The sequence below is a fragment of the Pantoea sp. GbtcB22 genome, from assembly GCF_019091025.1.
Lineage (GTDB): Bacteria > Pseudomonadota > Gammaproteobacteria > Enterobacterales > Enterobacteriaceae > Pantoea > Pantoea leporis.
Genome location: NZ_JAGXKB010000008.1, coordinates 1 through 20,446, shown reverse-complemented (window position 1 = coordinate 20,446; position 20,446 = coordinate 1). Strand labels below are relative to the sequence as shown.

The following is a 20,446-nucleotide window of genomic DNA, read 5'->3' as shown; positions in this document are numbered from 1 at the left end:
TCAATGATGCCTTCATGCTAATGCGTATGTTGCAATGGAAACAGAGACACAAAACCACTATTGTAATGGGTACAGTTGTCTCAAAAATGAATTGTACCCATCGCGCGCGGAGGCTTTTGTGTCCCTTCCACTCTCATCCGGTCAAACGCTGTATCAGCAGTTGGTCGATAGCTTTGCCGAGTCGATACATCAGGGCACGCTGAAGCCGGGTAAACGGCTGCCGGCGATACGCCGCGTGGCACAATCGCATCAGGTGAGTATCAATACCGTGCTCAATGCATGGCAAATCCTCGAAGATCGCGGCCTGATTGAATCGCGGCCGCAGTCGGGTTATTACGTGCGTGGCGTGCTGCCCGCCGTGACGCGTTCAGTAAAACCGCTACCGGCAAAAATCAACGATCCCAGCGCGCAGAAGCTGGAGCTGATTGAGCAAGTGTTCGCGGCGCAAAATAATCCCGATTACACCAATATCTCATTAGCCTGTCCGCAGGATGGCACCTTCTATCCGGCGGCACGAATCGGGCGAATTACTGCGTCGATTTTGCGCCAGAATCCCGACATTATCGGACGCTATGCGCTTCCACCCGGTAGTGAGCGCTTACGGGAGGAGATTGCGCGTCGTGCCCTGCACAACGGCATCAACTTGCCGCCGCAGGCGATCACACTGACGCACGGCTGCATGGAAGCACTCCAGCTGGCGCTGCGCGCGGTGACTAAACCCGGCGATTGCATTGGTTTGGAGTCGCCGACCTATTTCTTCCTGTTCCCGCTGCTGGCGTCGCTGGGGCTGAAAGCGCTGGAAATTCCTACCGATCCGCAGCAGGGATTGTCGCTGGATGCGCTGGAGATGCTGCTGCAGGAGAAGCGGGTTCAGGCGGTGATCGCCATGCCCGGCGCGCAGAACCCGCTGGGATATGTGATGCCGCTGGAGAATAAAAAGCGGCTGGCGAAGTTAGTGAACACTTACCACGTTCCGCTGCTGGAAGATGGTTTGTACGACGAATTGCAGTTTGAGTGGCCGCTGTCGCCGCCAGTAAAGGCGTTTGATAGCGAGGGTTGGGTAATTTACTGCACCAGCTTTACCAAAACCGTGGCGCCTGATTTCCGCGTCGGCTGGACTGCTGCCGGGCGTTTTCATGACGCTATCGCTCACCTGAAAGCGGTGTCGTCGATGGCGGAATCACGCTTGTTAAGTGAAACCCTGGCCGAATTTCTTGCCAGCGGCGGCTACGATCATCATCTGCGCACGCTGCGTCGGCGCTATGCCGCCAATCTGGATGCGGCGCGCGGGATTCTGGCACGCCACTTTCCGCAGGGCACGCGCGCGACCCTGCCGCGCGGCGGGTTTGTTTTTTGGGTCGAACTGCCGGGGAACATTGATACCGTAGAGATGTTTCATCGTCTGCTGCAGGAGCAAATCTGTGTGACGCCGGGCGCGCTCTACTCCCTGAGCGATCGTTACAAACATGCGTTGCGCCTCTCCTGCTGCTACCCGTTTGATGAACGTTATACGTGGGCGCTGCAGCGCACCGGCGCGCTGGCCTGTGAAATGACAGGCCTCGCGCCGGGACAGGATCAGGGTTTGCCGTTGCGGCCCCAGGTGGTGTAAGGCTCGCGTTCGGTCAGGCGTTCGTAATAAGTCTGCACCGCCGGGAAGTCAGGGTGTTCCAGCGGGGTTTCAAACCAGCGGTTCACCGCCAGCCCAACCGGAATATCGGCCAGCGAGAAATTGCGGCCTGCGACATAGCGCCCGGTTTTCTCCAGATGCTGGTTGAGTATGTTCATGGTGTGCGTCCAGCCTTTCACCGCCGCCGCCAGCAAGCGGGGATCCTGATGCGCCGGCGAGTTGCGCACCAGCGACATAAATGCGTAACGCCAGGACGTGTTAAGTTCGGTGGCTTGCCAATCCATCCACTGATCAACTGGCGCGCGCGCGCGGGGATTGTCGGGATAGAGCCATTCGCCGCCATTGCTGTTGGCGAGATAGCGCAGAATAGCGTTGGATTCCCACAGCACGAAGTCGTCCTCGATTATTACCGGGACCATGGCGTTGGGATTGAGTGCCATAAACTCTTTCGAGTGCAGCGATTGTGGATCATCGCCCCAGGGTTCTAATTCGTACGCAATATCGAGTTCTGCGCACAGCCACAGAACTTTTCGCACGTTTATTGATGAAGTACGGCCAAGAACTTTTAACATTGCGGACTCCGATTCCAGAATTCTTAATCTATTCATAGCCCTGTTGCTGGCCTTTCGCAATCAGCAGGATGTAAATCCCGATTTCAGACAACCTCAACGAGGAAGGAGTGACAATGAAGGTCGCATTTAAACAGGTGGACGTGTTTACCTCGTCGGCGTTTAAAGGTAATCCGCTGGCGGTGATCATGGATGCACAGGGATTGAGTGACGCGCAGCTGACGGCGATTGCGCGCTGGACCAATCTGTCGGAAACCACCTTTGTGCTGCCGCCACAGGATGCGGCGGCGGATTACCGCGTGCGCATTTTTACCGTCGAAGGTGAACTGCCTTTTGCCGGGCATCCGACGTTAGGCACCGCGCATGCGCTGCTGGAAGCCGGTTGGCCGCTGAAAACGCCGGGCAAAATCGTGCAGGAGTGCGGCGTTGGTCTGGTTGAGGTGAAAATCAGCGATGACGGTGCGCTGGCGTTTGCCGCGCCTGCCGCCACATTAACGCCGTTCAGTGATGCGCTGATGAGCAGCGCGCTGAACAGTGAATGCTTCGATCTCAGCCAAATGCCGACCATCGTTGATATGGGTATTCGCTGGCTGCTGATTCCGATGAGTAGCGCGCAAGCGGTGCTGGATGTGGTGCCGTCAGCAGCCGATTTACACCGTTTACATCAGCATGCTGAGGTTAACGGTACGGCAATTTTTGGTGCGTTGCCGTCGGGCGAAAACGAGCAGTATGAAGTACGCGCATTGCTGGTTGAGAACGGCAGCTTGACTGAGGATCCGGTGACCGGCAGCGCCAACGCCTGTCTGGCGCGCTATTTCGAGGCTAACAAGCAAACGCGCGATTATCGGGCACGTCAGGGCAGCGCGATTCAGCGGGAAGGTCGCATTCAGGTGAGTTTTAGCGATAAAGCGATCTGGATTGGTGGCCAAACCGTGACGGTGATTGACGGGACGATTGAGCTGTAATTGTAATCTGCACCATCCGTAGCGGCGCAATTTATTGCGCAATAAATTGCGCCGCTACGAATATGTGCATCAGTTTATATTTTTACAGACCTTGGCCGCCTGAGGCTTCAATGCGCTGTGCGGTGATCCAGCCGGTTTCATCGCTGAGGATCGCGCTGATGGCATCGCCAATATCATCCGGCAAACCAACGCGGCCCAGCGCGGTAACTGAAGCGATATGGTCGTTGAGATCTTTGGTATCACGCACGCGACCACCACCGAAGTCAGTTTCAATCGCGCCTGGCGCCAGAATGTTGACGCGAATATGGCGCTCGCCTAACTCTTTGGCCTGATAGCGCGTTAGCACTTCCATCGCGCCTTTAATTGAGGCGTACGTGCCTGAACCTGGCAGCGTTAAACGGGTTAAACCGCTGGAGATATTCAGGATGCGTCCACCATCAACGATCAGCGGCAGCAGTTTTTGCGTCAGGAAGAACGGCCCTTTGAAGTGCACATTCACCAGCGCATCAAACTCATCTTCGCTGGTCTCTGCGAACAGCTTGTAGTGACCGTGGCCGGCGTTGTTCACTAAATAATCAAAGCTGTCGCGCTGCCAGGTTTTCTGCAGCGCTTCTCTCACCTGCGCCACGAAGCCGTCAAACGTGCCTGTGTCGCCTACATCCAGCTGTAACGCCACCGCACGCGCGCCCAGCGCTTCAATCTCCTGCACAACCGCCTGCGCTTCTTCCGCGTGACCGCGATAGGTAAACAGGATATCAGTGCCTTTGGCAGCCAGTTTCAGCGCCCCATTCTTGCCTAAACCGCGATTTCCGCCGGTAATCAATGCAATTTTATGACTCATGTTTCGCTCCAGTTGGAAAATTGAACACGTGTTAAGGATATTCGTGAAAAATTGATCTATAAACGCAGAGGAATACGCAGCACTGTTTCACTAACAACAACAATCGGTGAACAACATGGATAAAATTCACGCTATGCAGGTTTTTGTGCGGGTGGCAGAAATGGGCAGTTTTACCCGTGCGGCAGAAAGCTTAGGTTTACCGAAAGGCAGCGTATCCCGCCAGCTGCAGGCGCTGGAGAATCAAATGGGGACGCGCCTGCTGCATCGCACCACGCGACGTGTGCATCTGACGCAGGACGGCCTGGTTTATTACGATCGCTGCCTCGATTTACTATCGATGCTCGACGACATGGACAGCCTGTTCCAGCACGATCCCGGCACCTTAAGCGGCAAATTGCGCGTGGACATGTCGGTGGCGATGGCGACCGGCTTTGTGCTGCCACGATTGCCGGAGTTTTTGCAGCACTATCCCGGTCTGGAAATTGAGTTGAGCAGCAGCGATCGTCAGGTTGATGTGATTCGCGAAGGATTTGACTGCGTGGTGCGCGTCGGCGAGCTGAAAGATTCCGGGCTGATTGCGCGGAAAATCGGCTCGCACGCGTTGATCAACTGCGCCAGCCCCGGCTACCTTTCCCGCTTCGGCATGCCGGTGCGGCTGGAAGATCTGTCGCAACACGCGATGGTGCATTACACCCAGCAGCTGGGACAACCTTCATTGGGCTTTGAATATTTTGATGGCAAACAGTGTCATTACGTTCAAACCGGCGGCGTAGTGACGGTAAACAGCACCGAAACCTATCGCGCCGCCTGTATGGCAGGGCTCGGCATTATTCAGGTGCCGGCGATTGGCGTGCAACCGCTGCTTGAATCGGGGCAACTGGTTGAAGTGCTGCATCACTTCCCGGCGAAACCGATGCCCATCTCGCTGCTTTATCCGCATCGCCGCAACGTGGCGCGCCGCGTGCGAGTGTTTATGGAATGGCTCAGCCAAGTCCTGCAGGAATATGTAACTTAGCAGACTATAATTGTATTTTCGCAGTGAACAGGATGACTATCGTCTATGACGGACAAAACCCCTAAACAGACCGCGGCCGAGGCAGAAGCCAAGCCGCTGATTGATATTAAAACCGGCAATAAAACCGTGGATGGCTCGATTCAAAATGTGTCGCGCTTCGCTGCCTGGTTCCAGGCGATTCCGGCGGTGGCGCACTTTATGCGCGCGCTGGAACGCTTCAACGATCGTCTCGGTAGCCAGTTTGGCGCGGCGATCACTTACTTTTCCTTTCTCTCTCTGATACCGATTTTGATGGTCTCCTTTGCGGCGGTCGGTTTTGTGCTGGCGTCGAATCAGGATTTGCTCACCGAGTTGATCAACAAAATCGTTAACAGCATCAGCGACCCGACGTTGGCCACCACGCTGAAAAATACGGTGAATACCGCGATTCAGCAGCGTGCCACAGTGGGATTAACCGGTTTGCTGCTGGCGCTCTACTCCGGCATTAACTGGATGGGCAACCTGCGTGAAGCGGTGCGCGCGCAGTCACGCGACGTGTGGGAACGCACGCCGGACGATCAGGAGAAATTCTGGAAGAAGTACGCGCGCGATCTGATTTCGCTGTTGGGTTTGATGTTTGCGCTGGTGATTACGCTGTCGCTGACCTCGATTGCCGGCGCGGCGCAGGCAGCGATCGTTAACGCGCTGGGGCTGGAAGACATTGAGTGGCTGCGCCCAGCGATGACGGTGATTGCGTTATCTATCTCTATCCTGGCTAACTATCTGCTGTTCCTGTGGATCTTCTGGATTTTACCGCGCCACAAGCCGCGTAAAAAAGCGCTGTTCCGCGGCACGCTGCTGGCGGCGATTGGCTTTGAGGTGATCAAGTTTGTAATGACGCTGACGCTGCCGAAGCTGGCAAGCTCGCCGTCGGGCGCGGCCTTTGGTTCAGTACTCGGCTTAATGGCGTTCTTCTACTTCTTTGCGCGTTTGACGCTGTTCTGCGCCGCGTGGATCGCCACCGCCAAATACAAAGATGATAAAGAGATGCCGCAGCCGCATCAGGCTAAATAAGCCAACGAGGTTGTTACAATTGCCGTACTAGCTAAAAATGTCTCCTGCTGGCTGCTTTTTCAGCAAAAACCAGCAGGAAACGCTAAAGGGTCACTTTAATTTGGCCCTTTTGCAGAGATTCCCGCCAAAAAAGTGACACTTCCCGTTCCCATCCGCCACTGATCGCAGCAACTCAGAAATTATCCACTTATTCGCCGAAAAAGCCCGGTCTGACGCGGTTTTTCGCCATTGAATGCCGCAAACCAGGTGCGTAAGATTCTCTGTCTACATTTACAATTAAGAAACACTTATGCAAGCCTCCATCACAGAAACACTCGACAAAAAACACGACGACACGCCGGTCAATTCACGTGGCAAAGTGGTTGTGGCATCGCTTGTCGGCACCGCCATTGAGTTCTTCGATTTCTATATCTATGCCACCGCTGCGGTGATTATTTTCCCGCACATCTTCTTCCCGCAGGGCGATCCGACCGTGGCCACGTTGCAGTCGCTGGCGACCTTCGCGATCGCCTTCGTGGCGCGTCCTATCGGTTCTGCCGTGTTTGGACACTTTGGCGACCGAGTTGGCCGTAAAGCCACCTTGGTGGCATCGCTGCTGACCATGGGCGTCTCGACGGTGCTGATTGGTTTACTGCCAGGTTATGAAACCATTGGCGTGGCAGCGCCGCTGCTGCTGGCGCTGGCGCGTTTTGGTCAGGGTCTTGGCCTTGGTGGCGAATGGGGCGGCGCGGCGCTGCTGGCGACCGAAAATGCCCCGGCGAAGAAACGTGCGCTTTATGGTTCGTTCCCACAGCTCGGCGCGCCGATTGGCTTCTTCTTCGCTAACGGCACGTTCCTGCTGCTTTCTTGGTTGCTGACCGACGAGCAGTTCATGAACTGGGGCTGGCGCGTGCCGTTTATTCTCTCTGCGGTGCTGGTGTTAATTGGCCTGTATGTGCGCGTTTCGCTGCATGAAAGCCCGGTATTCGCCAAAGTGCAGAAAGAGAACAAACAGGTGAAAATGCCGATCGGCACGCTGCTGAGCAAGCATCTGACCGCCACCATTCTCGGCACCTTCATCATGCTCGCCACTTACACGCTGTTCTACATCATGACCGTGTATTCGATGAGTTACGGCACCGCACCCGCACCGGCCGGCCTTGGCTATTCACGTAACAGCTTCCTGTGGATGCTGATGGTGGCGGTGATTGGTTTTGGTGTGATGGTGCCGATTGCCGGTCTGCTGGCCGATCGCTTTGGTCGTCGTAAAACCATGATCACCATTACGTTGATGATTATCGCCTTTGCATTGATGTTCCCAATGCTGCTGGGTTCCGGTTCTCAGGTGCTGGTAATGGGCTTCCTGATCCTTGGTCTGAGCATTATGGGCCTGACGTTTGGTCCGATGGGCGCGCTGCTGCCAGAGCTGTTCCCAACGGAAGTGCGTTATACCGGCGCATCGTTCTCCTACAACCTGTCGTCGATTCTTGGTGCCTCGGTAGCGCCTTATATCGCCACCTGGCTGAACGCCCATTACGGTTTGCAGGCGGTGGGCTTCTATCTGGCTTCGATGGCGGTGCTGACATTGATCGCGCTGATTGCCTGTAAAGAGACGCGTAATCAGACGCTGTATGAAGCGGTGTGATTGAGCTGGCGGTACTTTGTACGTGCTTGCTGTCCCCCATCCCGGCCTTCCCCCGCTAGCGGGGGAAGGAGACGCTGCCACATGCAGCTTCAGAACTAACAAATGGCAGCATCTTCCTCCCCCATTCATGGGGGAGGACCGAGGAGGGGGACACCGAGCACACACCTAGAGCAACAGCGAGCACGAATAAAAAAACCCCGGCAAGCCGGGGTTTTTTATTGTGCTGAAAACTGTGTCGCGCGTGGCTTAGCCAGCGACAGCGATACGTTTCATATCGGTCATGTAGCCACGCAATTTGCGGCCTACAGATTCGATTGGGTGCTGACGAACGGCTTCGTTGACGTCACGCAGCTGCGCGTTATCCACCTGCGTACCTTCAACTGCTTTGCCCAGATCGCCCGGCTGCAGCGTGGTCATGAACTCTTTCAGCAGTGGAACTGCCGCAAAGGAGAACAGGTAGTTACCGTATTCTGCGGTATCCGAGATAACCACGTTCATTTCATACAGACGCTTACGTGCGATGGTGTTAGCAATCAGCGGCAGCTCGTGCAGTGATTCGTAGTAAGCCGACTCTTCGATGATGCCCGCGTCAACCATGGTTTCGAATGCCAGCTCAACGCCTGCTTTCACCATCGCAACCATCACGACGCCTTTGTCGTAATATTCCTGCTCTTCGATTTTGCCATCAAACTGCGGTGCGTTTTCGAATGCCGTTGCGCCGGTCTCTTCACGCCAGGTCAGCAGGTTTTTGTCGTCGTTAGCCCAGTCAGCCATCATGCCTGAAGAGAATTCGCCAGAGATGATGTCATCCATGTGCTTCTGGAACAGCGGAGCCATGATGGTTTTCAGCTGCTCAGACAAAGCATAAGCGCGGATTTTCGCTGGGTTAGACAAGCGATCCATCATCAGCGTGATGCCGCCAAACTTCAGTGATTCGGTGATGGTTTCCCAGCCGAACTGAATCAGTTTTTCGGTGTAAGCCGCGTCGTGACCTTCAGCCACCAGCTTGTCGAAGCACAGCAGAGAACCGGCCTGCAGCATACCGCACAGGATGGTCTGCTCGCCCATCAGGTCAGATTTCACTTCCGCAACGAAGGAAGATTCCAGCACGCCTGCACGGTCGCCGCCGGTCGCTGCTGCCCAGGCTTTAGCAATCGCCATGCCTTCGCCTTTCGGATCGTTTTCCGGGTGAACAGCAATCAGCGTAGGTACACCGAAACCACGCTTGTACTCTTCACGTACTTCCGTACCCGGGCACTTCGGCGCCACCATCACGACGGTGATGTCTTTACGGATGGTTTCGCCCACTTCAACGATGTTGAAACCGTGTGAGTAACCCAGCGCAGCGCCATCTTTCATCAGCGGCTGAACAGCCTGAACGACCGCAGAGTGCTGCTTGTCTGGAGTCAGGTTAACCACCAGATCGGCCTGTGGGATCAGCTCTTCGTAAGTACCGACTTTGAAGCCGTTGTCGGTCGCTTTGCGGAAAGAGGCACGCTTCTCAGCAATCGCTTCAGCACGCAGGGCATACGCCACGTCCAGACCAGAATCACGCATGTTCAGACCTTGGTTCAGACCCTGAGCGCCACAGCCAACGATGACCACTTTCTTGCCTTTCAGGAAGCTAGCACCATCAGCGAATTCGTCACGTGACATGAAACGACATTTGCCCAGCTGCGCTAACTGGTTGCGCAGATTCAATGTGTTGAAGTAATTAGCCATGGGTACTCCGGTTAGATGTTGTGTTTGTTTTTGTTCAGTAACGACGTTGTCTCTTACGCCGCGAATGACCCCATCATATGACAGGAAATCCGTTGCTTAAATTGATATATTAGCAAGGTCACATTGCATAATTTGCAACATAACCTTGAGGCGATACGCGCATGGATTTACGAGACCTGAAACTCTTCCTTCATCTGGCTGAAAGCTGCCACTTTGGCCGCACCGCGCGTGCCATGCACGTCAGCCCTTCAACCCTTTCGCGCCAGATTCAGCGCCTGGAAGAGGATGTCGGTCACGCGCTGTTCCTGCGTGATAACCGCACCGTCACGCTCACCGAAGCCGGTGAGCGCCTGCGCCAGTTTGCGCAGCAGACGTTGCTGCAGTATCAGCAGTTACGCCATGTGATGGATCTTAACGGCCCGTCGCTGAGCGGCGAACTGCGCCTGTTCTGCTCGGTAACCGCCGCTTACAGCCATCTGCCGCCGATTCTTGATCGCTTTCGCGCTGAACATCCGCAGGTAGAGATCAAACTCACCACCGGTGATGCCGCCGATGCGATTGAGATGGTGCAGTCCGGCGACGCCGATCTCGCCATTGCCGGTCGCCCAGAATCGCTGCCGGCCAGCATAGATTTTACGCCACTGGGCCTGATTCCGCTGGTGCTGATCGCTCCGGCGCTGCCCTGCCCGGTGCGCAATCAGGCGACGCAGGAGCAACCCGATTGGGCGCAAATTCCGTTTATCCTCCCGGAACAAGGACCTGCACGCCGCGGTATCGATTTATGGTTCCGCCGCCAGCGCATTCCCAATCCACAGATTTATGCCACGGTTTCCGGTCATGAGGCGATTGTGTCAATGGTGGCGCTGGGATGTGGTATTGCGCTGCTGCCGGATGTGGTGCTGGAGAACAGCCCGGAACCGGTGCGCAATCGCGTGTTAACGCTGGAGAATGTGGAGTCTGTCGCACCGCTGGAACTCGGCGTTTGCGTACAAAAAAAGCGGCTCGGAGAGCCGCTTATCAATGCGTTCTGGCACCAGCTGTAATCACTGCCCGGCGAGGAAGAAACGGAACGCCGGGTTGCTCGCTTCGTCATGCCATTCGTAACCCAACGCGGTGAGATGGGTTTCGAAATCCGGTTCCTGATCGTTGGCTTCAAATGCCGCCAGCACGCGGCCATAATCGGTGCCGTGGCTGCGATAATGGAACAGCGAGATATTCCAGTGCGCACCCAACGTCTGCAGGAACTTCAGCAGCGCGCCCGGTGCTTCCGGGAATTCAAAGCTAAACAGGCGTTCGCGCAGCGGCTTCGATGGACGTCCGCCGACCATGTAGCGCACGTGCAGCTTGGCCATTTCGTCATCCGACAGATCCACCACGTGATAACCGGCTTCGCTCAGTTGGCTGATGATCTCACCGCGCTCCTCCAGCCCGCGCGTTAAGCGCACGCCGACGAAAATGCAGGCGTTATCCGCATCGGCGTAACGATAGTTAAACTCGGTGATGGAGCGCCCGCCGATGGTCTGACAGAACTTGAGGAAACTGCCCTGCTGTTCTGGAATGGTGACCGCCAGCAGCGCTTCACGCTGTTCGCCCAGTTCGCAACGCTCGGAGACATAGCGCAAGCCGTGGAAGTTGACGTTGGCACCCGACAACACGTGCGCCAGGCGCTCACCTTTGATGTCGTGCAGCTGGATGTACTTCTTCATACCCGCCAGCGCCAGCGCGCCGGAAGGTTCCGCCACGGCGCGCACATCTTCGAACAGATCTTTCACCGCTGCGCAAATTGCATCGCTATCCACCGTGATGATGTCATCGAGATACTCCTGACACAGACGGAAGGTTTCGCTGCCGATGCGTTTGACAGCCACGCCTTCCGCAAACAAGCCCACGCGCGCCAAATCTACCGGTTCACCCGCATCCAGCGCGGCCTTCAGGCAGGCTGAATCTTCCGATTCCACGGCAATCACTTTGATCTGCGGCATCAGCTGCTTGATCAACACCGCGACACCCGCCGCCAGACCACCGCCGCCGACCGGCACGAAGACGCGATCAAGATGCGCGTCCTGCTGCAGCAACTCCATCGCCAGCGTGCCCTGCCCGGCGATCACTGCCGGATGGTCAAACGGAGGAACGAAGGTGTAACCCTGCTGCTCTGCCAGCTCAATCGCTTTGGCTTTCGCCTCGTCGAAGTTGGCACCAAACAGATAAGCCTCACCGCCAAATGCGCGTACCGCATCAACCTTGATGTCTGCCGTGGCCAGCGGCATCACAATCAGTGATTTGATGCCCAACGTGCTGGCCGAAAGCGCCACGCCCTGCGCATGGTTACCGGCCGAAGCCGTGACCACGCCGCGCGCTTTTTGCTCTTCGTTCAGCCCGGCAATCATCGCGTAAGCCCCGCGCAGCTTGAAGCTGTGCACCGGCTGACGATCTTCACGCTTCACCAGAATGGTGTTGCCAAGACGCGATGAAATTTTTTCCATTTTTTGCAGCGGCGTCACCTGGGCAATTTCATACACCGGTGAACGCAGCACTGCGCGCAAATACTCCGCGCCGTTTGGCGTCGCGGAGAGCGGTTGAGACTCAGCCATCGGTTAGCCTCCCAGCTTGGACTTATCGCGCACCGCGCCTTTGTCTGCGCTGGTCGCCAGTGATGCATAGGCGCGCAGGGCAAAGGAGACTTCACGCACGCGGCCGTGCGGGGTATAAGCCGCATCGCCACGCGCTTGCTCTTCTTCACGACGGGCGTGCAGTTCGTTATCCGGTACCGCCAGCTTGATGCCACGGTTCGGGATATCGATCTCAATCATGTCGCCATCTTTCACCAGCGCGATGGTGCCGCCGCTCGCCGCTTCCGGAGAGGCGTGTCCAATCGACAAGCCTGACGTACCGCCAGAGAAGCGACCGTCGGTGATCAGTGCGCAGCTTTTGCCGAGGCCCATGGATTTCAGATAAGTGGTCGGATAGAGCATTTCCTGCATGCCCGGTCCGCCTTTCGGTCCTTCGTAGCGGATCACCACGACGTCGCCGGCTACCACTTTGCCGCCAAGGATCGCTTCAACCGCATCATCCTGGCTTTCGTACACTTTCGCCGGGCCTTTGAAGGTGAGGATCTCTTTGTCTACGCCCGCGGTTTTAACGATGCAGCCATCTTCGGCAATGTTGCCGTAAAGCACAGCTAAGCCGCCATCCTGCGAGTACGCGTGTTCGCGCGTACGAATACAACCATCGGTACGGTCATCATCCAGCGTGTCCCAACGGCAGTTCTGCGAGAACGCCTTGGTGGTACGAATACCAGCAGGACCGGCACGGAACATATCCTTAACCGCCTGATCTTTGGTCAGCATGATGTCGTACTGATCGATGGTTTCACGCATGCTCTGCTGCAGAATGTTGCGCGCGCTGGTGTCGATCAAACCGGCGCGATCTAACTCACCGAGAATGCCGATAACGCCACCCGCACGGTGCACATCTTCCATATGGTATTTTGGCGTACTTGGCGCCACTTTACACAGCTGCGGCACTTTGCGTGACAGACGGTCGATATCGGAGATATTGAAATCGATCTCGCCTTCCTGCGCGGCAGCCAGAAGATGGAGAACGGTGTTGGTGGAACCGCCCATGGCGATATCCAGCGTCATCGCATTCTCGAACGCCGCTTTGGTGGCGATGTTCCGCGGCAGCATGTTGACGTCATCCTGCTCGTAGTAGCGTTTGGTCAGGCTAACGATGCGCTTACCGGCATTGATGAACAGCTCTTTACGATCGGCGTGTGTGGCCAGCAGTGAACCGTTACCCGGCTGCGACAAGCCCAGCGCTTCGGTCAGACAGTTCATCGAGTTGGCGGTGAACATACCGGAACAGGAACCGCAGGTTGGACAAGCAGAACGTTCGATCTGATCGCTGTCGGCATCGCTGACGTTCGGGTTGGCGCCCTGAATCATTGCATCAACCAGATCCAGCTTGATGATTTGATCAGACAGTTTGGTTTTACCGGCTTCCATCGGGCCGCCAGACACAAAGATCACCGGAATGTTGAGGCGCAGTGACGCCATCAGCATGCCTGGAGTGATTTTGTCGCAGTTGGAGATACATACCATGGCATCGGCGCAGTGCGCGTTGACCATGTACTCCACTGAATCGGCAATCAGCTCACGTGAAGGCAGTGAATACAGCATGCCGCCATGACCCATGGCGATACCGTCATCCACCGCAATGGTGTTGAACTCTTTGGCCACGCCGCCGGCTGCTTCGATTTCCTCAGCAACCAGTTTGCCAAGATCGCGCAGGTGCACGTGGCCCGGTACGAATTGGGTGAATGAGTTGACCACGGCGATAATCGGCTTACCGAAATCGTCGTCGGTCATTCCTGTCGCGCGCCACAAGGCACGGGCACCGGCCATGTTACGTCCATGGGTGGTGGTGGCGGAACGGTACTTAGGCATGCTCTATTTACTCCAGTAATAATAAGGTTGCGGGCGCCATCTGACGCCCGCAAAAAATCTCGTTATGCGTTAACCGGATCCAACCAGCCCCACTTGTCTTCCGTCTCGCCAGTGAACAGGCCAAAGAATGCCTTCTGGATACGACCTGTGACCGGACCACGTTTACCTTCGCCGACCTGAATGCCGTCGACGCTGCGCACCGGGGTGATCTCCGCTGCAGTACCTGACATGAAGACTTCGTCGGCCAGATACAGGGATTCGCGCGACAGAACCTGCTCACGCACTTCGATACCCATGTCTTGTGCCAGCTTGATGATGGCGTCACGGGTGATGCCCGGCAGCGCTGAAGAGGTGAACGGCGGCGTGAACAGAATGCCATCTTTCACTTCGAACAAGTTTTCGCCAGCACCTTCTGAAATATAGCCGTTGGTGTCGAGCGCGATACCTTCCTGATAGCCGTGGCGGCGCGCTTCGCTGCCTACCAGCAGAGAGGAGAGATAGTTACCACCCGCTTTCGCGGCGGTTGGCAAGGTGTTTGGTGCAACGCGGTTCCACGAAGAAACCATGGCATCGATACCGTTTTCCAGCGCTTCAGCGCCCAGGTAAGCACCCCAAGGGAAGGCAGCGATGATTACATCGGTGGTGTAGCCATCTGGCGGGTTCACACCCAGACCCACGTCGCCCACGAAGGCCAGCGGACGGATATAAGCGCTTTTCAGTTTGTTCACGCGGATCACTTCGCGGCACGCTTCCATCAACTCATCAACGCTGGCTTTAATCGGGAAACGATAAATTTTAGCGGATTCATGCAGACGCTTCATATGCTCACGGTGGCGGAACACCACTGGACCTTTGTGTGAGTCGTAGCAACGCACGCCTTCAAACACAGAAGTACCGTAGTGCAGGGCGTGAGACATAACGCTGACCTTGGCGTCTTCCCACTTAACCATCTCACCATTGAACCAAATAAAGTCTGCTTTCTTCGTACTCATTGCTTTTTCCTTTGGCGACTATGCGCGGATTTGTTGTGTTGTCTGTTGTTGGATCTCGACGCAAGCGACATCCATAAGTTTGCTTAACTGCGAAGACAGTAAATCGACTGAGCGTTGGCTGGCAACGGTCATTTCGATATTAATGTTCTCCGCATTGACCGCGGTGGCCATATTCATCGCACACACCTGGAAACCACGGTGACGCACGACACGCAAAATGCGCTCCAATATTTCAGGACGAAAGCGGGCTTCGATAGACAATTGATGCTGATTCATGCGGTTTTCTCCATCATGTTTGCGTTGCTGGCACCTGGCGGTACCAATGGCCAGACGTTTTCATGCTCATCTATCGAAACATGCAGGAAGTAAGGACCTTCACTGTTCAGCAGAGCATCGAGGGCGGCGTCGACCTGATCTTTACGGCTAATGCGCTGGCCTGGGATATCAAACGCGCTGGCCAGCGTGAGGAAATCGGGGTTGTCGGTCAGAATGGTTTCGCTGTAGCGACCATCAAAGAACAGTTGCTGCCACTGGCGCACCATGCCGAGACGCTGGTTATCCAGCAGCAGAATTTTCACCGGCAGCTTGCCGCGCTTGATGGTGCCCAGCTCCTGAATGTTCATCATGATAGAACCATCGCCAGACACGCAGATCACTGTGTCATCTGGACGTGCCACCTGCGCACCAATCGCCGCCGGCAGGCCAAAGCCCATAGTGCCGAGACCGCTCGAGGTGATGAAGTTTTCTGGCGCGGTGAAACTCATGTGCTGAGCGGCCCACATCTGGTGTTGACCTACATCGGTGGTGACTACGGCGCTGTCCGCTTTGCGGTCAGACAACTGCTTCAGCAACAACGGCGCATAAATCGCTTCGCCGGGATGATCGTAGCGCCAGTCGAATTCGCTTTTCATCGCGCTGACTTCTTTGCGCCAGCCATCAATGTGCATTGGCATGCTCAGTGCCGGCAGCACCTGATTCATATCGCCTTGTAGTGAAACGTGAGCACGGCGCAGTTTGTTCAGCTCGGCAGGATCGATATCGATATGGATGACGCTGGCGTGCGGCGCGAAGGTGTCCAGCTTGCCAGTAACGCGGTCGTCAAAACGCGCGCCAACCGCAATCAGCAAATCACAGGATTGTACCGCGAGGTTAGCGGCTTTGGTGCCGTGCATGCCCAGCATCCCGAGATAGAGATCGCTGCTGGCATCCGCGCTGCCAAGACCTTTCAGCGTAGAAACCATCGGAATACCGGTTTCCTGCGCCATGGCACGTAAGGCTGGAACCGCCTGCGCCATACCCACGCCGCCACCGATATACAGCATCGGCTTATGCGATTGCGCCATCAATGTGCGCGCCTCTGCAATATGCTGCGCGGAGTGGCCGATTTCTTCCTCAACTGGCAGCAGATGAGGCGTCAGTTCGCCATTGGCGATCTGAATGTCTTTAGGGATATCGACCAGTACCGGGCCGGGACGACCCGATTGCGCGATGGCAAAAGCTTCTGCCATCACAGAGGGTAAATCATCAAGCGATTCAACGAGGAAACTGTGTTTGGTGCAGGCTAACGATAAACCAAGAACGTCTATTTCCTGGAAGGCATCGGTGCCGATGAAGGCCGATGATACCTGGCCGGTGATCGCCACAACCGGGATCGAATCCATCATCGCATCCGCCAAACCGGTGATCAGGTTGGTGGCGCCGGGCCCCGAAGTGGCGATACATACGCCAGTCTTGCCGGTTGCGCGGGCATAACCGATAGCAGCCATCACCGCACCTTGCTCATGACGACACAGTAGGTGTTCCACGCCGCCATCGTAGAGCGCATCGTACACTGGCATGATTGCGCCGCCAGGATAGCCAAACACTGTATCGACACCCTGCGCGCGTAAAGCCTGAACTACCCACTGTGCACCTGTCATGGTTATTCTCCTGTATTCCTAGGGGAACAACAGAATTTTATGCTACTGCTCATAATCTGTTCCTCGCTAACTTGCTGATATTTAGCCTGGTCAAAAAAAAACCCCCGGACCTTTCGGTGCGGGGGTTTTTGGAATTCCAGACTTGATTTTTAAGCCTTTCTTTCTCCAAGCGATGCCCCGCACGGTGGGATAATAATCACCACCACGCTAATCACGACTAGGCTAATCACTTGTAGAAGGGCTTTCATGTGTTGTTTGTTTTTTCGATTGTTCGAAGTAATACCTACAGAGTTACCATAGTTAGCGTGTCGTTGACAATAATTTTCATTGGAAAATTTTATGATGCCGCTGGCGGCCCGCCGTTATCACATTGTAAATAAAAGGTTATTTACATTTGTGATAAAAATTCATAACGCCCGCGTCGTAATCTTCATTTGGAGTTTACGATCAAGCTCTGATTTTCAGTGAAAGAGCGGCAATTATCAGGGAATGTAAGGAATCTGGCTCTGAAGTTGAGCAGTAAGCCATTGTTCATCTGTCTGGCTGCTTTGATGATAAGGACAACAAGGAGCGGTTATGTCTTTATCGAAGGTATTAACACGAGCTGCGCTGGGTGTTCAGGCTCCGCTGGTGACGGTGGAAGTGCACATCAGCAACGGCTTGCCGGCCCTGACGCTGGTTGGACTGCCTGAAACCACGGTAAAAGAAGCGCGGGAACGGGTGCGAAGCGCGATTATTAATAGCGGGTTCACCTTCCCGGCGAAACGCGTCACCATCAATCTGGCGCCTGCCGATCTGCCAAAAGAGGGCGGACGCTATGACCTCCCCATCGCTATCGCCATTCTGGCGGCCTCTGAGCAGCTGCCAGACGCAAAACTGGGGCAATTTGAATTCCTGGGGGAGTTAGCACTTAACGGCGCGCTCTGTGGCGTTCAGGCCGCTATTCCAGCTGCGATGGCGGCACTGCAAGCAGGCAGACAAATGGTGTTAGCTGAACAGAATCAACAGGATGTAGGGTTGATTCAACAGGGCGAGACGCTGGTTGGCAAACATCTGGTAGAAATCTGTGCGTTTCTCCATAACAAAACCACTCTCACTGTCGCGCATTATCAGCCCGAAACGCTTGAACAGGAAAAGCAGGACCTCAGCGATATCATTGGCCAGGATCAGGGCCGACGTGCACTGGAGATCACCGCAGCTGGCGGGCATAACCTATTACTGATTGGGCCGCCTGGCACCGGCAAGACCATGTTAGCGACGCGTCTGCCCGGTATCATGCCACCGTTAGACGACCAGGAAGCGCTGGAGTGCGCCGCTATCGCCAGTCTGGTAAGCAGTGGCAATCTCCATCATCAGTGGCGCAAACGGCCGTTCAGAGCGCCTCATCACAGTTCATCACTCTATGCGCTGGTTGGGGGCGGCTCCTTGCCGCGGCCGGGAGAAATCTCCTTGGCACACAATGGCGTGTTATTCCTCGATGAGCTGCCAGAATTCGAGCGCAGAACGCTTGATGCTTTGCGCGAACCGATTGAATCCGGGGAAATCGCCATTTCACGCACGCGCGCTAAAGTGACGTATCCCGCGCGCTTTCAATTGATCGGCGCGATGAATCCCAGCCCGACCGGGCATTATCAGGGCAACCATAATCGCTCATCACCTCAGCAGGTGTTGCGCTATCTCAATCGGTTATCAGGACCTTTTCTCGATCGCTTTGATTTATCGTTAGAGGTCCCACTTCTTCCCAGTGGGTCTCTGAGTAAGAAACAACAAGTCAGCGAAAGCAGCGCTGAAGTTTTAACTCGCGTCCTCGCCGCACGAAAGATTCAAACAGCACGCAGCGGAAAAGTGAATGCTCATCTCTCTAACCCAGAGATTTTGCGCTGGTGTCCATTGAAGCAGCAGGATGCTGAATGGCTGGAAGAAGTGTTGAATTCGTTGGGGCTTTCAGTACGCGCCTGGCAGCGGATTTTAAAGGTGGCCAGGACAATCGCTGATTTAGCAGGTGAAGAGCAGATTACTCGTAGTCATTTGCAGGAAGCGGTGGGATATCGCAGCATCGACCGCTTAATGATCTATCTGCACAAGACTCTGGAATAAAAAACGGGGCTTATATAAGCCCCGCTATTCTTAATCATCGCTATCGCTAAAATCTTCCACCGTATCCATCTGCGGCTTGCCGCCAGATAGCGTATGGAAACGCTTAGGTCGCTTGATACGTGCGGTGTATTTCGACCATACACGTTCAGCTTCCGTTTGTGGCTCACGAAGACCACGACATACTTCTAAAAATGAACGCTCTTCTTCTGTAATGGGTTCACGCTTAGCGAGATCCAGTTCATTAAAGGCGTAACCGTGGCGCTCCAGAAGCTGAGCTTCTTTAATGGTGAAATCACCATGACGCGAAAAACCACGTGGGTAATGTTTGTTATCAAAGAAACGATTCGTTGTTGCGAAGCTATCCGCCATTTTACACGCTCCTGACTCTCATATGGCCGTGCTATTTATGGCGCGGAGTATTAGATAGGCTTGACAGAGTGTAAAACAAAACATTTAAATCAGTACGACAAACAATTTTTGGGAGAATGCAGTGGATACGGAATTACTGAAAACTTTCCTCGAAGTGAGCAGAACACGCCATTTCGGGCGTGCTGCTGAAGCGCTTTACCTCACGCAATCTGCCGTTAGTTTTCGCATTCGTCAGCTGGAAAATCAGCTGGGCGTAAACCTTTTTACTCGTCACCGTAATAACATCCGGCTGACTTCAGCAGGCGAGCGTTTATTACCCTATGCCGAAAGCCTGATGAGCACCTGGCTGATGGCCAAAAAGGAAGTTTCGCATACACAACAGCATCATGAGCTTTCAATAGGAGGTAGCGCATCCCTTTGGGAAGCGTATTTAACTCCCTGGTTGCAAACACTTTATGAGAATCGCGAAAGCCTTCATCTCGAGGCACGTATCGCCCAGCGACATTTACTGGTTAAGCAATTGCATGAACGTCAGTTGGACCTGTTGATCACAACTGAAGCGCCAAAAATGGATGAGTTAACCAGCCAGCAAATAGGGCATATTTCGCTCGCATTATTCCGGGCGCGTAAAACCGAGAAGCGTGAAAAATATGACTATATCAAGCTGGAATGGGGCGCAGATTTTCATCAGCATGAAAGTTATCTGTCCAGTGATGATGTTCCCGTATTAACCACCACATCCGCACATTTAACACGCGAATTACTGCATACCACCGGTGCTTGTGCCTTTTTACCTGATTTTTGGCACGGCATTTATAGTGATTTGATGGTTATTCCAGATACACCCGTCGCCGTGCGACCGTTATATGCGGTGTGGCTGCAGAATAGCGATCAGCAAAGTCACATTCGTCAGCTGCTTAAATATCCGGTTTTGACACAATAAGATAATAAATGAGGGAGTTTGAGTGGATCACAGTGAAACTCAAACTCATTTCACTGCCGAATTCTGGACAAAAAAAATCCTTTGCCGAAGCAAAGGATTATTTTCTGGCAGGGGCGGAGGGACTCGAACCCCCAACACCCGGTTTTGGAGACCGGTGCTCTACCAATTGAACTACGCCCCTAATTAGGGTGGCGGAACGGACGGGGCTCGAACCCGCGACCCCCTGCGTGACAGGCAGGTATTCTAACCAACTGAACTACCGCTC

The 20,446-nt window shown here is 54.9% G+C and carries 18 protein-coding genes and 1 tRNA gene; 8 read left to right on the top strand and 11 right to left on the bottom strand.

Annotated elements, in window-relative coordinates:
• Positions 1 to 118: 118 nt before the first annotated feature.
• A complete protein-coding gene (locus KVT28_RS20255) occupies positions 119 to 1,609 on the top strand; it encodes a PLP-dependent aminotransferase family protein (RefSeq protein ID WP_137386740.1) in 1,491 nt (496 codons plus the stop codon).
• Here KVT28_RS20255 and KVT28_RS20250 read toward each other — a convergent pair.
• Positions 1,576 to 2,199 (bottom strand): glutathione S-transferase family protein, encoded by a 624-nt coding sequence (locus KVT28_RS20250; protein WP_101762777.1) that lies wholly within the window; start codon positions 2,197 to 2,199, stop codon positions 1,576 to 1,578. The genes KVT28_RS20255 and KVT28_RS20250 overlap by 34 nt on opposite strands.
• A gap of 113 nt (positions 2,200 to 2,312) precedes the next feature.
• On the opposite strand from KVT28_RS20250, the gene KVT28_RS20245 reads away from it, so the two are divergent.
• A complete protein-coding gene (locus KVT28_RS20245) occupies positions 2,313 to 3,161 on the top strand; it encodes a PhzF family phenazine biosynthesis protein (protein ID WP_110867711.1) in 849 nt (282 codons plus the stop codon).
• Positions 3,162 to 3,243: 82 nt separating this feature from the next.
• Here KVT28_RS20245 and KVT28_RS20240 read toward each other — a convergent pair whose 3' ends face one another.
• Positions 3,244 to 4,002, bottom strand: a complete 759-nt coding sequence (locus tag KVT28_RS20240; RefSeq protein ID WP_110867712.1) for an SDR family NAD(P)-dependent oxidoreductase — start codon at positions 4,000 to 4,002, stop codon at positions 3,244 to 3,246.
• Positions 4,003 to 4,117: 115 nt separating this feature from the next.
• On the opposite strand from KVT28_RS20240, the gene KVT28_RS20235 reads away from it, so the two are divergent.
• The 3 genes from KVT28_RS20235 to KVT28_RS20225 all read left to right on the top strand — a co-directional run bounded on the left by KVT28_RS20235 (position 4,118) and on the right by KVT28_RS20225 (position 7,694).
• Positions 4,118 to 5,017: a LysR family transcriptional regulator gene (locus tag KVT28_RS20235; RefSeq protein ID WP_101762793.1), complete on the top strand. Its 900-nt coding sequence runs from the start codon at positions 4,118 to 4,120 to the stop codon at positions 5,015 to 5,017.
• Positions 5,018 to 5,062: 45 nt separating this feature from the next.
• Complete coding sequence (gene yhjD / locus KVT28_RS20230; protein WP_110867713.1) at positions 5,063 to 6,070, top strand: inner membrane protein YhjD; 1,008 nt, start codon at positions 5,063 to 5,065, stop codon at positions 6,068 to 6,070.
• A 289-nt stretch (positions 6,071 to 6,359) separates the two neighbouring features.
• Positions 6,360 to 7,694, top strand: a complete 1,335-nt coding sequence (locus KVT28_RS20225; protein ID WP_101762781.1) for an MFS transporter — start codon at positions 6,360 to 6,362, stop codon at positions 7,692 to 7,694.
• A gap of 246 nt (positions 7,695 to 7,940) precedes the next feature.
• On the opposite strand, the gene ilvC is transcribed toward KVT28_RS20225, so the two are convergent.
• Positions 7,941 to 9,416, bottom strand: a complete 1,476-nt coding sequence (ilvC, locus tag KVT28_RS20220) for a ketol-acid reductoisomerase (protein ID WP_008106632.1) — start codon at positions 9,414 to 9,416, stop codon at positions 7,941 to 7,943.
• A gap of 161 nt (positions 9,417 to 9,577) precedes the next feature.
• Here ilvC and ilvY point away from each other — a divergent pair, with 161 nt between their 5' ends.
• A complete protein-coding gene (gene ilvY, locus KVT28_RS20215) occupies positions 9,578 to 10,459 on the top strand; it encodes an HTH-type transcriptional activator IlvY (RefSeq protein ID WP_008106630.1) in 882 nt (293 codons plus the stop codon).
• Here the strand turns inward: ilvY and ilvA are convergent, their stop codons facing one another.
• The 6 genes from ilvA to ilvL form a co-directional block, all read right to left on the bottom strand.
• Complete coding sequence (gene ilvA, locus KVT28_RS20210; protein WP_217549805.1) at positions 10,460 to 12,007, bottom strand: threonine ammonia-lyase, biosynthetic; 1,548 nt, start codon at positions 12,005 to 12,007, stop codon at positions 10,460 to 10,462.
• Between the two features lie 3 nt (positions 12,008 to 12,010).
• Entirely contained in the window at positions 12,011 to 13,861 is a 1,851-nt protein-coding gene (ilvD, locus tag KVT28_RS20205; protein WP_217549803.1) for a dihydroxy-acid dehydratase, read from the bottom strand.
• Positions 13,862 to 13,923: 62 nt separating this feature from the next.
• Positions 13,924 to 14,853: a branched-chain amino acid transaminase gene (locus tag KVT28_RS20200; RefSeq protein WP_007888821.1), complete on the bottom strand. Its 930-nt coding sequence runs from the start codon at positions 14,851 to 14,853 to the stop codon at positions 13,924 to 13,926.
• 18 nt (positions 14,854 to 14,871) lie between these two features.
• Complete coding sequence (gene ilvM, locus KVT28_RS20195) at positions 14,872 to 15,129, bottom strand: acetolactate synthase 2 small subunit (RefSeq protein WP_101762784.1); 258 nt, start codon at positions 15,127 to 15,129, stop codon at positions 14,872 to 14,874.
• Positions 15,126 to 16,772 (bottom strand): acetolactate synthase 2 catalytic subunit, encoded by a 1,647-nt coding sequence (gene ilvG, locus KVT28_RS20190; protein WP_110867716.1) that lies wholly within the window; start codon positions 16,770 to 16,772, stop codon positions 15,126 to 15,128. The genes ilvM and ilvG overlap by 4 nt, the downstream gene beginning before the upstream one ends.
• Positions 16,773 to 16,921: 149 nt before the next feature.
• A complete protein-coding gene (gene ilvL / locus KVT28_RS20185; RefSeq protein ID WP_071531048.1) occupies positions 16,922 to 17,020 on the bottom strand; it encodes an ilv operon leader peptide in 99 nt (32 codons plus the stop codon).
• A gap of 328 nt (positions 17,021 to 17,348) precedes the next feature.
• Here ilvL and KVT28_RS20180 point away from each other — a divergent pair, with 328 nt between their 5' ends.
• On the top strand, positions 17,349 to 18,869 hold the full coding sequence (locus KVT28_RS20180) for a YifB family Mg chelatase-like AAA ATPase (RefSeq protein ID WP_110867717.1): 1,521 nt from the start codon (positions 17,349 to 17,351) through the stop codon (positions 18,867 to 18,869).
• A 30-nt stretch (positions 18,870 to 18,899) separates the two neighbouring features.
• On the opposite strand, the gene KVT28_RS20175 is transcribed toward KVT28_RS20180, so the two are convergent.
• Positions 18,900 to 19,238 (bottom strand): DUF413 domain-containing protein, encoded by a 339-nt coding sequence (locus tag KVT28_RS20175; protein WP_008106616.1) that lies wholly within the window; start codon positions 19,236 to 19,238, stop codon positions 18,900 to 18,902.
• 121 nt (positions 19,239 to 19,359) lie between these two features.
• Between KVT28_RS20175 and hdfR the strand changes: the two genes are divergently transcribed.
• Complete coding sequence (gene hdfR, locus KVT28_RS20170; protein ID WP_008106614.1) at positions 19,360 to 20,181, top strand: HTH-type transcriptional regulator HdfR; 822 nt, start codon at positions 19,360 to 19,362, stop codon at positions 20,179 to 20,181.
• A gap of 105 nt (positions 20,182 to 20,286) precedes the next feature.
• On the opposite strand, the gene KVT28_RS20165 is transcribed toward hdfR, so the two are convergent.
• Positions 20,287 to 20,362, bottom strand: a tRNA-Trp gene (locus KVT28_RS20165).
• Between the last annotated feature and the right edge of the window lie 84 nt (positions 20,363 to 20,446).

What these genes read in the sequence shown, in the direction of transcription:
- KVT28_RS20250 (WP_101762777.1), bottom strand. Translation starts at nt 2,199, where the DNA reads ATGTTAAAAGTTCTTGGCCGTACTTCATCAATAAACGTGCGAAAAGTT.
- KVT28_RS20245 (WP_110867711.1), top strand. Translation starts at nt 2,313, where the DNA reads ATGAAGGTCGCATTTAAACAGGTGGACGTGTTTACCTCGTCGGCGTTT.
- KVT28_RS20240 (WP_110867712.1), bottom strand. Translation starts at nt 4,002, where the DNA reads ATGAGTCATAAAATTGCATTGATTACCGGCGGAAATCGCGGTTTAGGC.
- KVT28_RS20235 (WP_101762793.1), top strand. Translation starts at nt 4,118, where the DNA reads ATGGATAAAATTCACGCTATGCAGGTTTTTGTGCGGGTGGCAGAAATG.
- yhjD (WP_110867713.1), top strand. Translation starts at nt 5,063, where the DNA reads ATGACGGACAAAACCCCTAAACAGACCGCGGCCGAGGCAGAAGCCAAG.
- KVT28_RS20225 (WP_101762781.1), top strand. Translation starts at nt 6,360, where the DNA reads ATGCAAGCCTCCATCACAGAAACACTCGACAAAAAACACGACGACACG.
- ilvC (WP_008106632.1), bottom strand. Translation starts at nt 9,416, where the DNA reads ATGGCTAATTACTTCAACACATTGAATCTGCGCAACCAGTTAGCGCAG.
- ilvY (WP_008106630.1), top strand. Translation starts at nt 9,578, where the DNA reads ATGGATTTACGAGACCTGAAACTCTTCCTTCATCTGGCTGAAAGCTGC.
- ilvA (WP_217549805.1), bottom strand. Translation starts at nt 12,007, where the DNA reads ATGGCTGAGTCTCAACCGCTCTCCGCGACGCCAAACGGCGCGGAGTAT.
- ilvD (WP_217549803.1), bottom strand. Translation starts at nt 13,861, where the DNA reads ATGCCTAAGTACCGTTCCGCCACCACCACCCATGGACGTAACATGGCC.
- KVT28_RS20200 (WP_007888821.1), bottom strand. Translation starts at nt 14,853, where the DNA reads ATGAGTACGAAGAAAGCAGACTTTATTTGGTTCAATGGTGAGATGGTT.
- ilvM (WP_101762784.1), bottom strand. Translation starts at nt 15,129, where the DNA reads ATGAATCAGCATCAATTGTCTATCGAAGCCCGCTTTCGTCCTGAAATA.
- ilvG (WP_110867716.1), bottom strand. Translation starts at nt 16,772, where the DNA reads ATGACAGGTGCACAGTGGGTAGTTCAGGCTTTACGCGCGCAGGGTGTC.
- ilvL (WP_071531048.1), bottom strand. Translation starts at nt 17,020, where the DNA reads ATGAAAGCCCTTCTACAAGTGATTAGCCTAGTCGTGATTAGCGTGGTG.
- KVT28_RS20180 (WP_110867717.1), top strand. Translation starts at nt 17,349, where the DNA reads ATGTCTTTATCGAAGGTATTAACACGAGCTGCGCTGGGTGTTCAGGCT.
- KVT28_RS20175 (WP_008106616.1), bottom strand. Translation starts at nt 19,238, where the DNA reads ATGGCGGATAGCTTCGCAACAACGAATCGTTTCTTTGATAACAAACAT.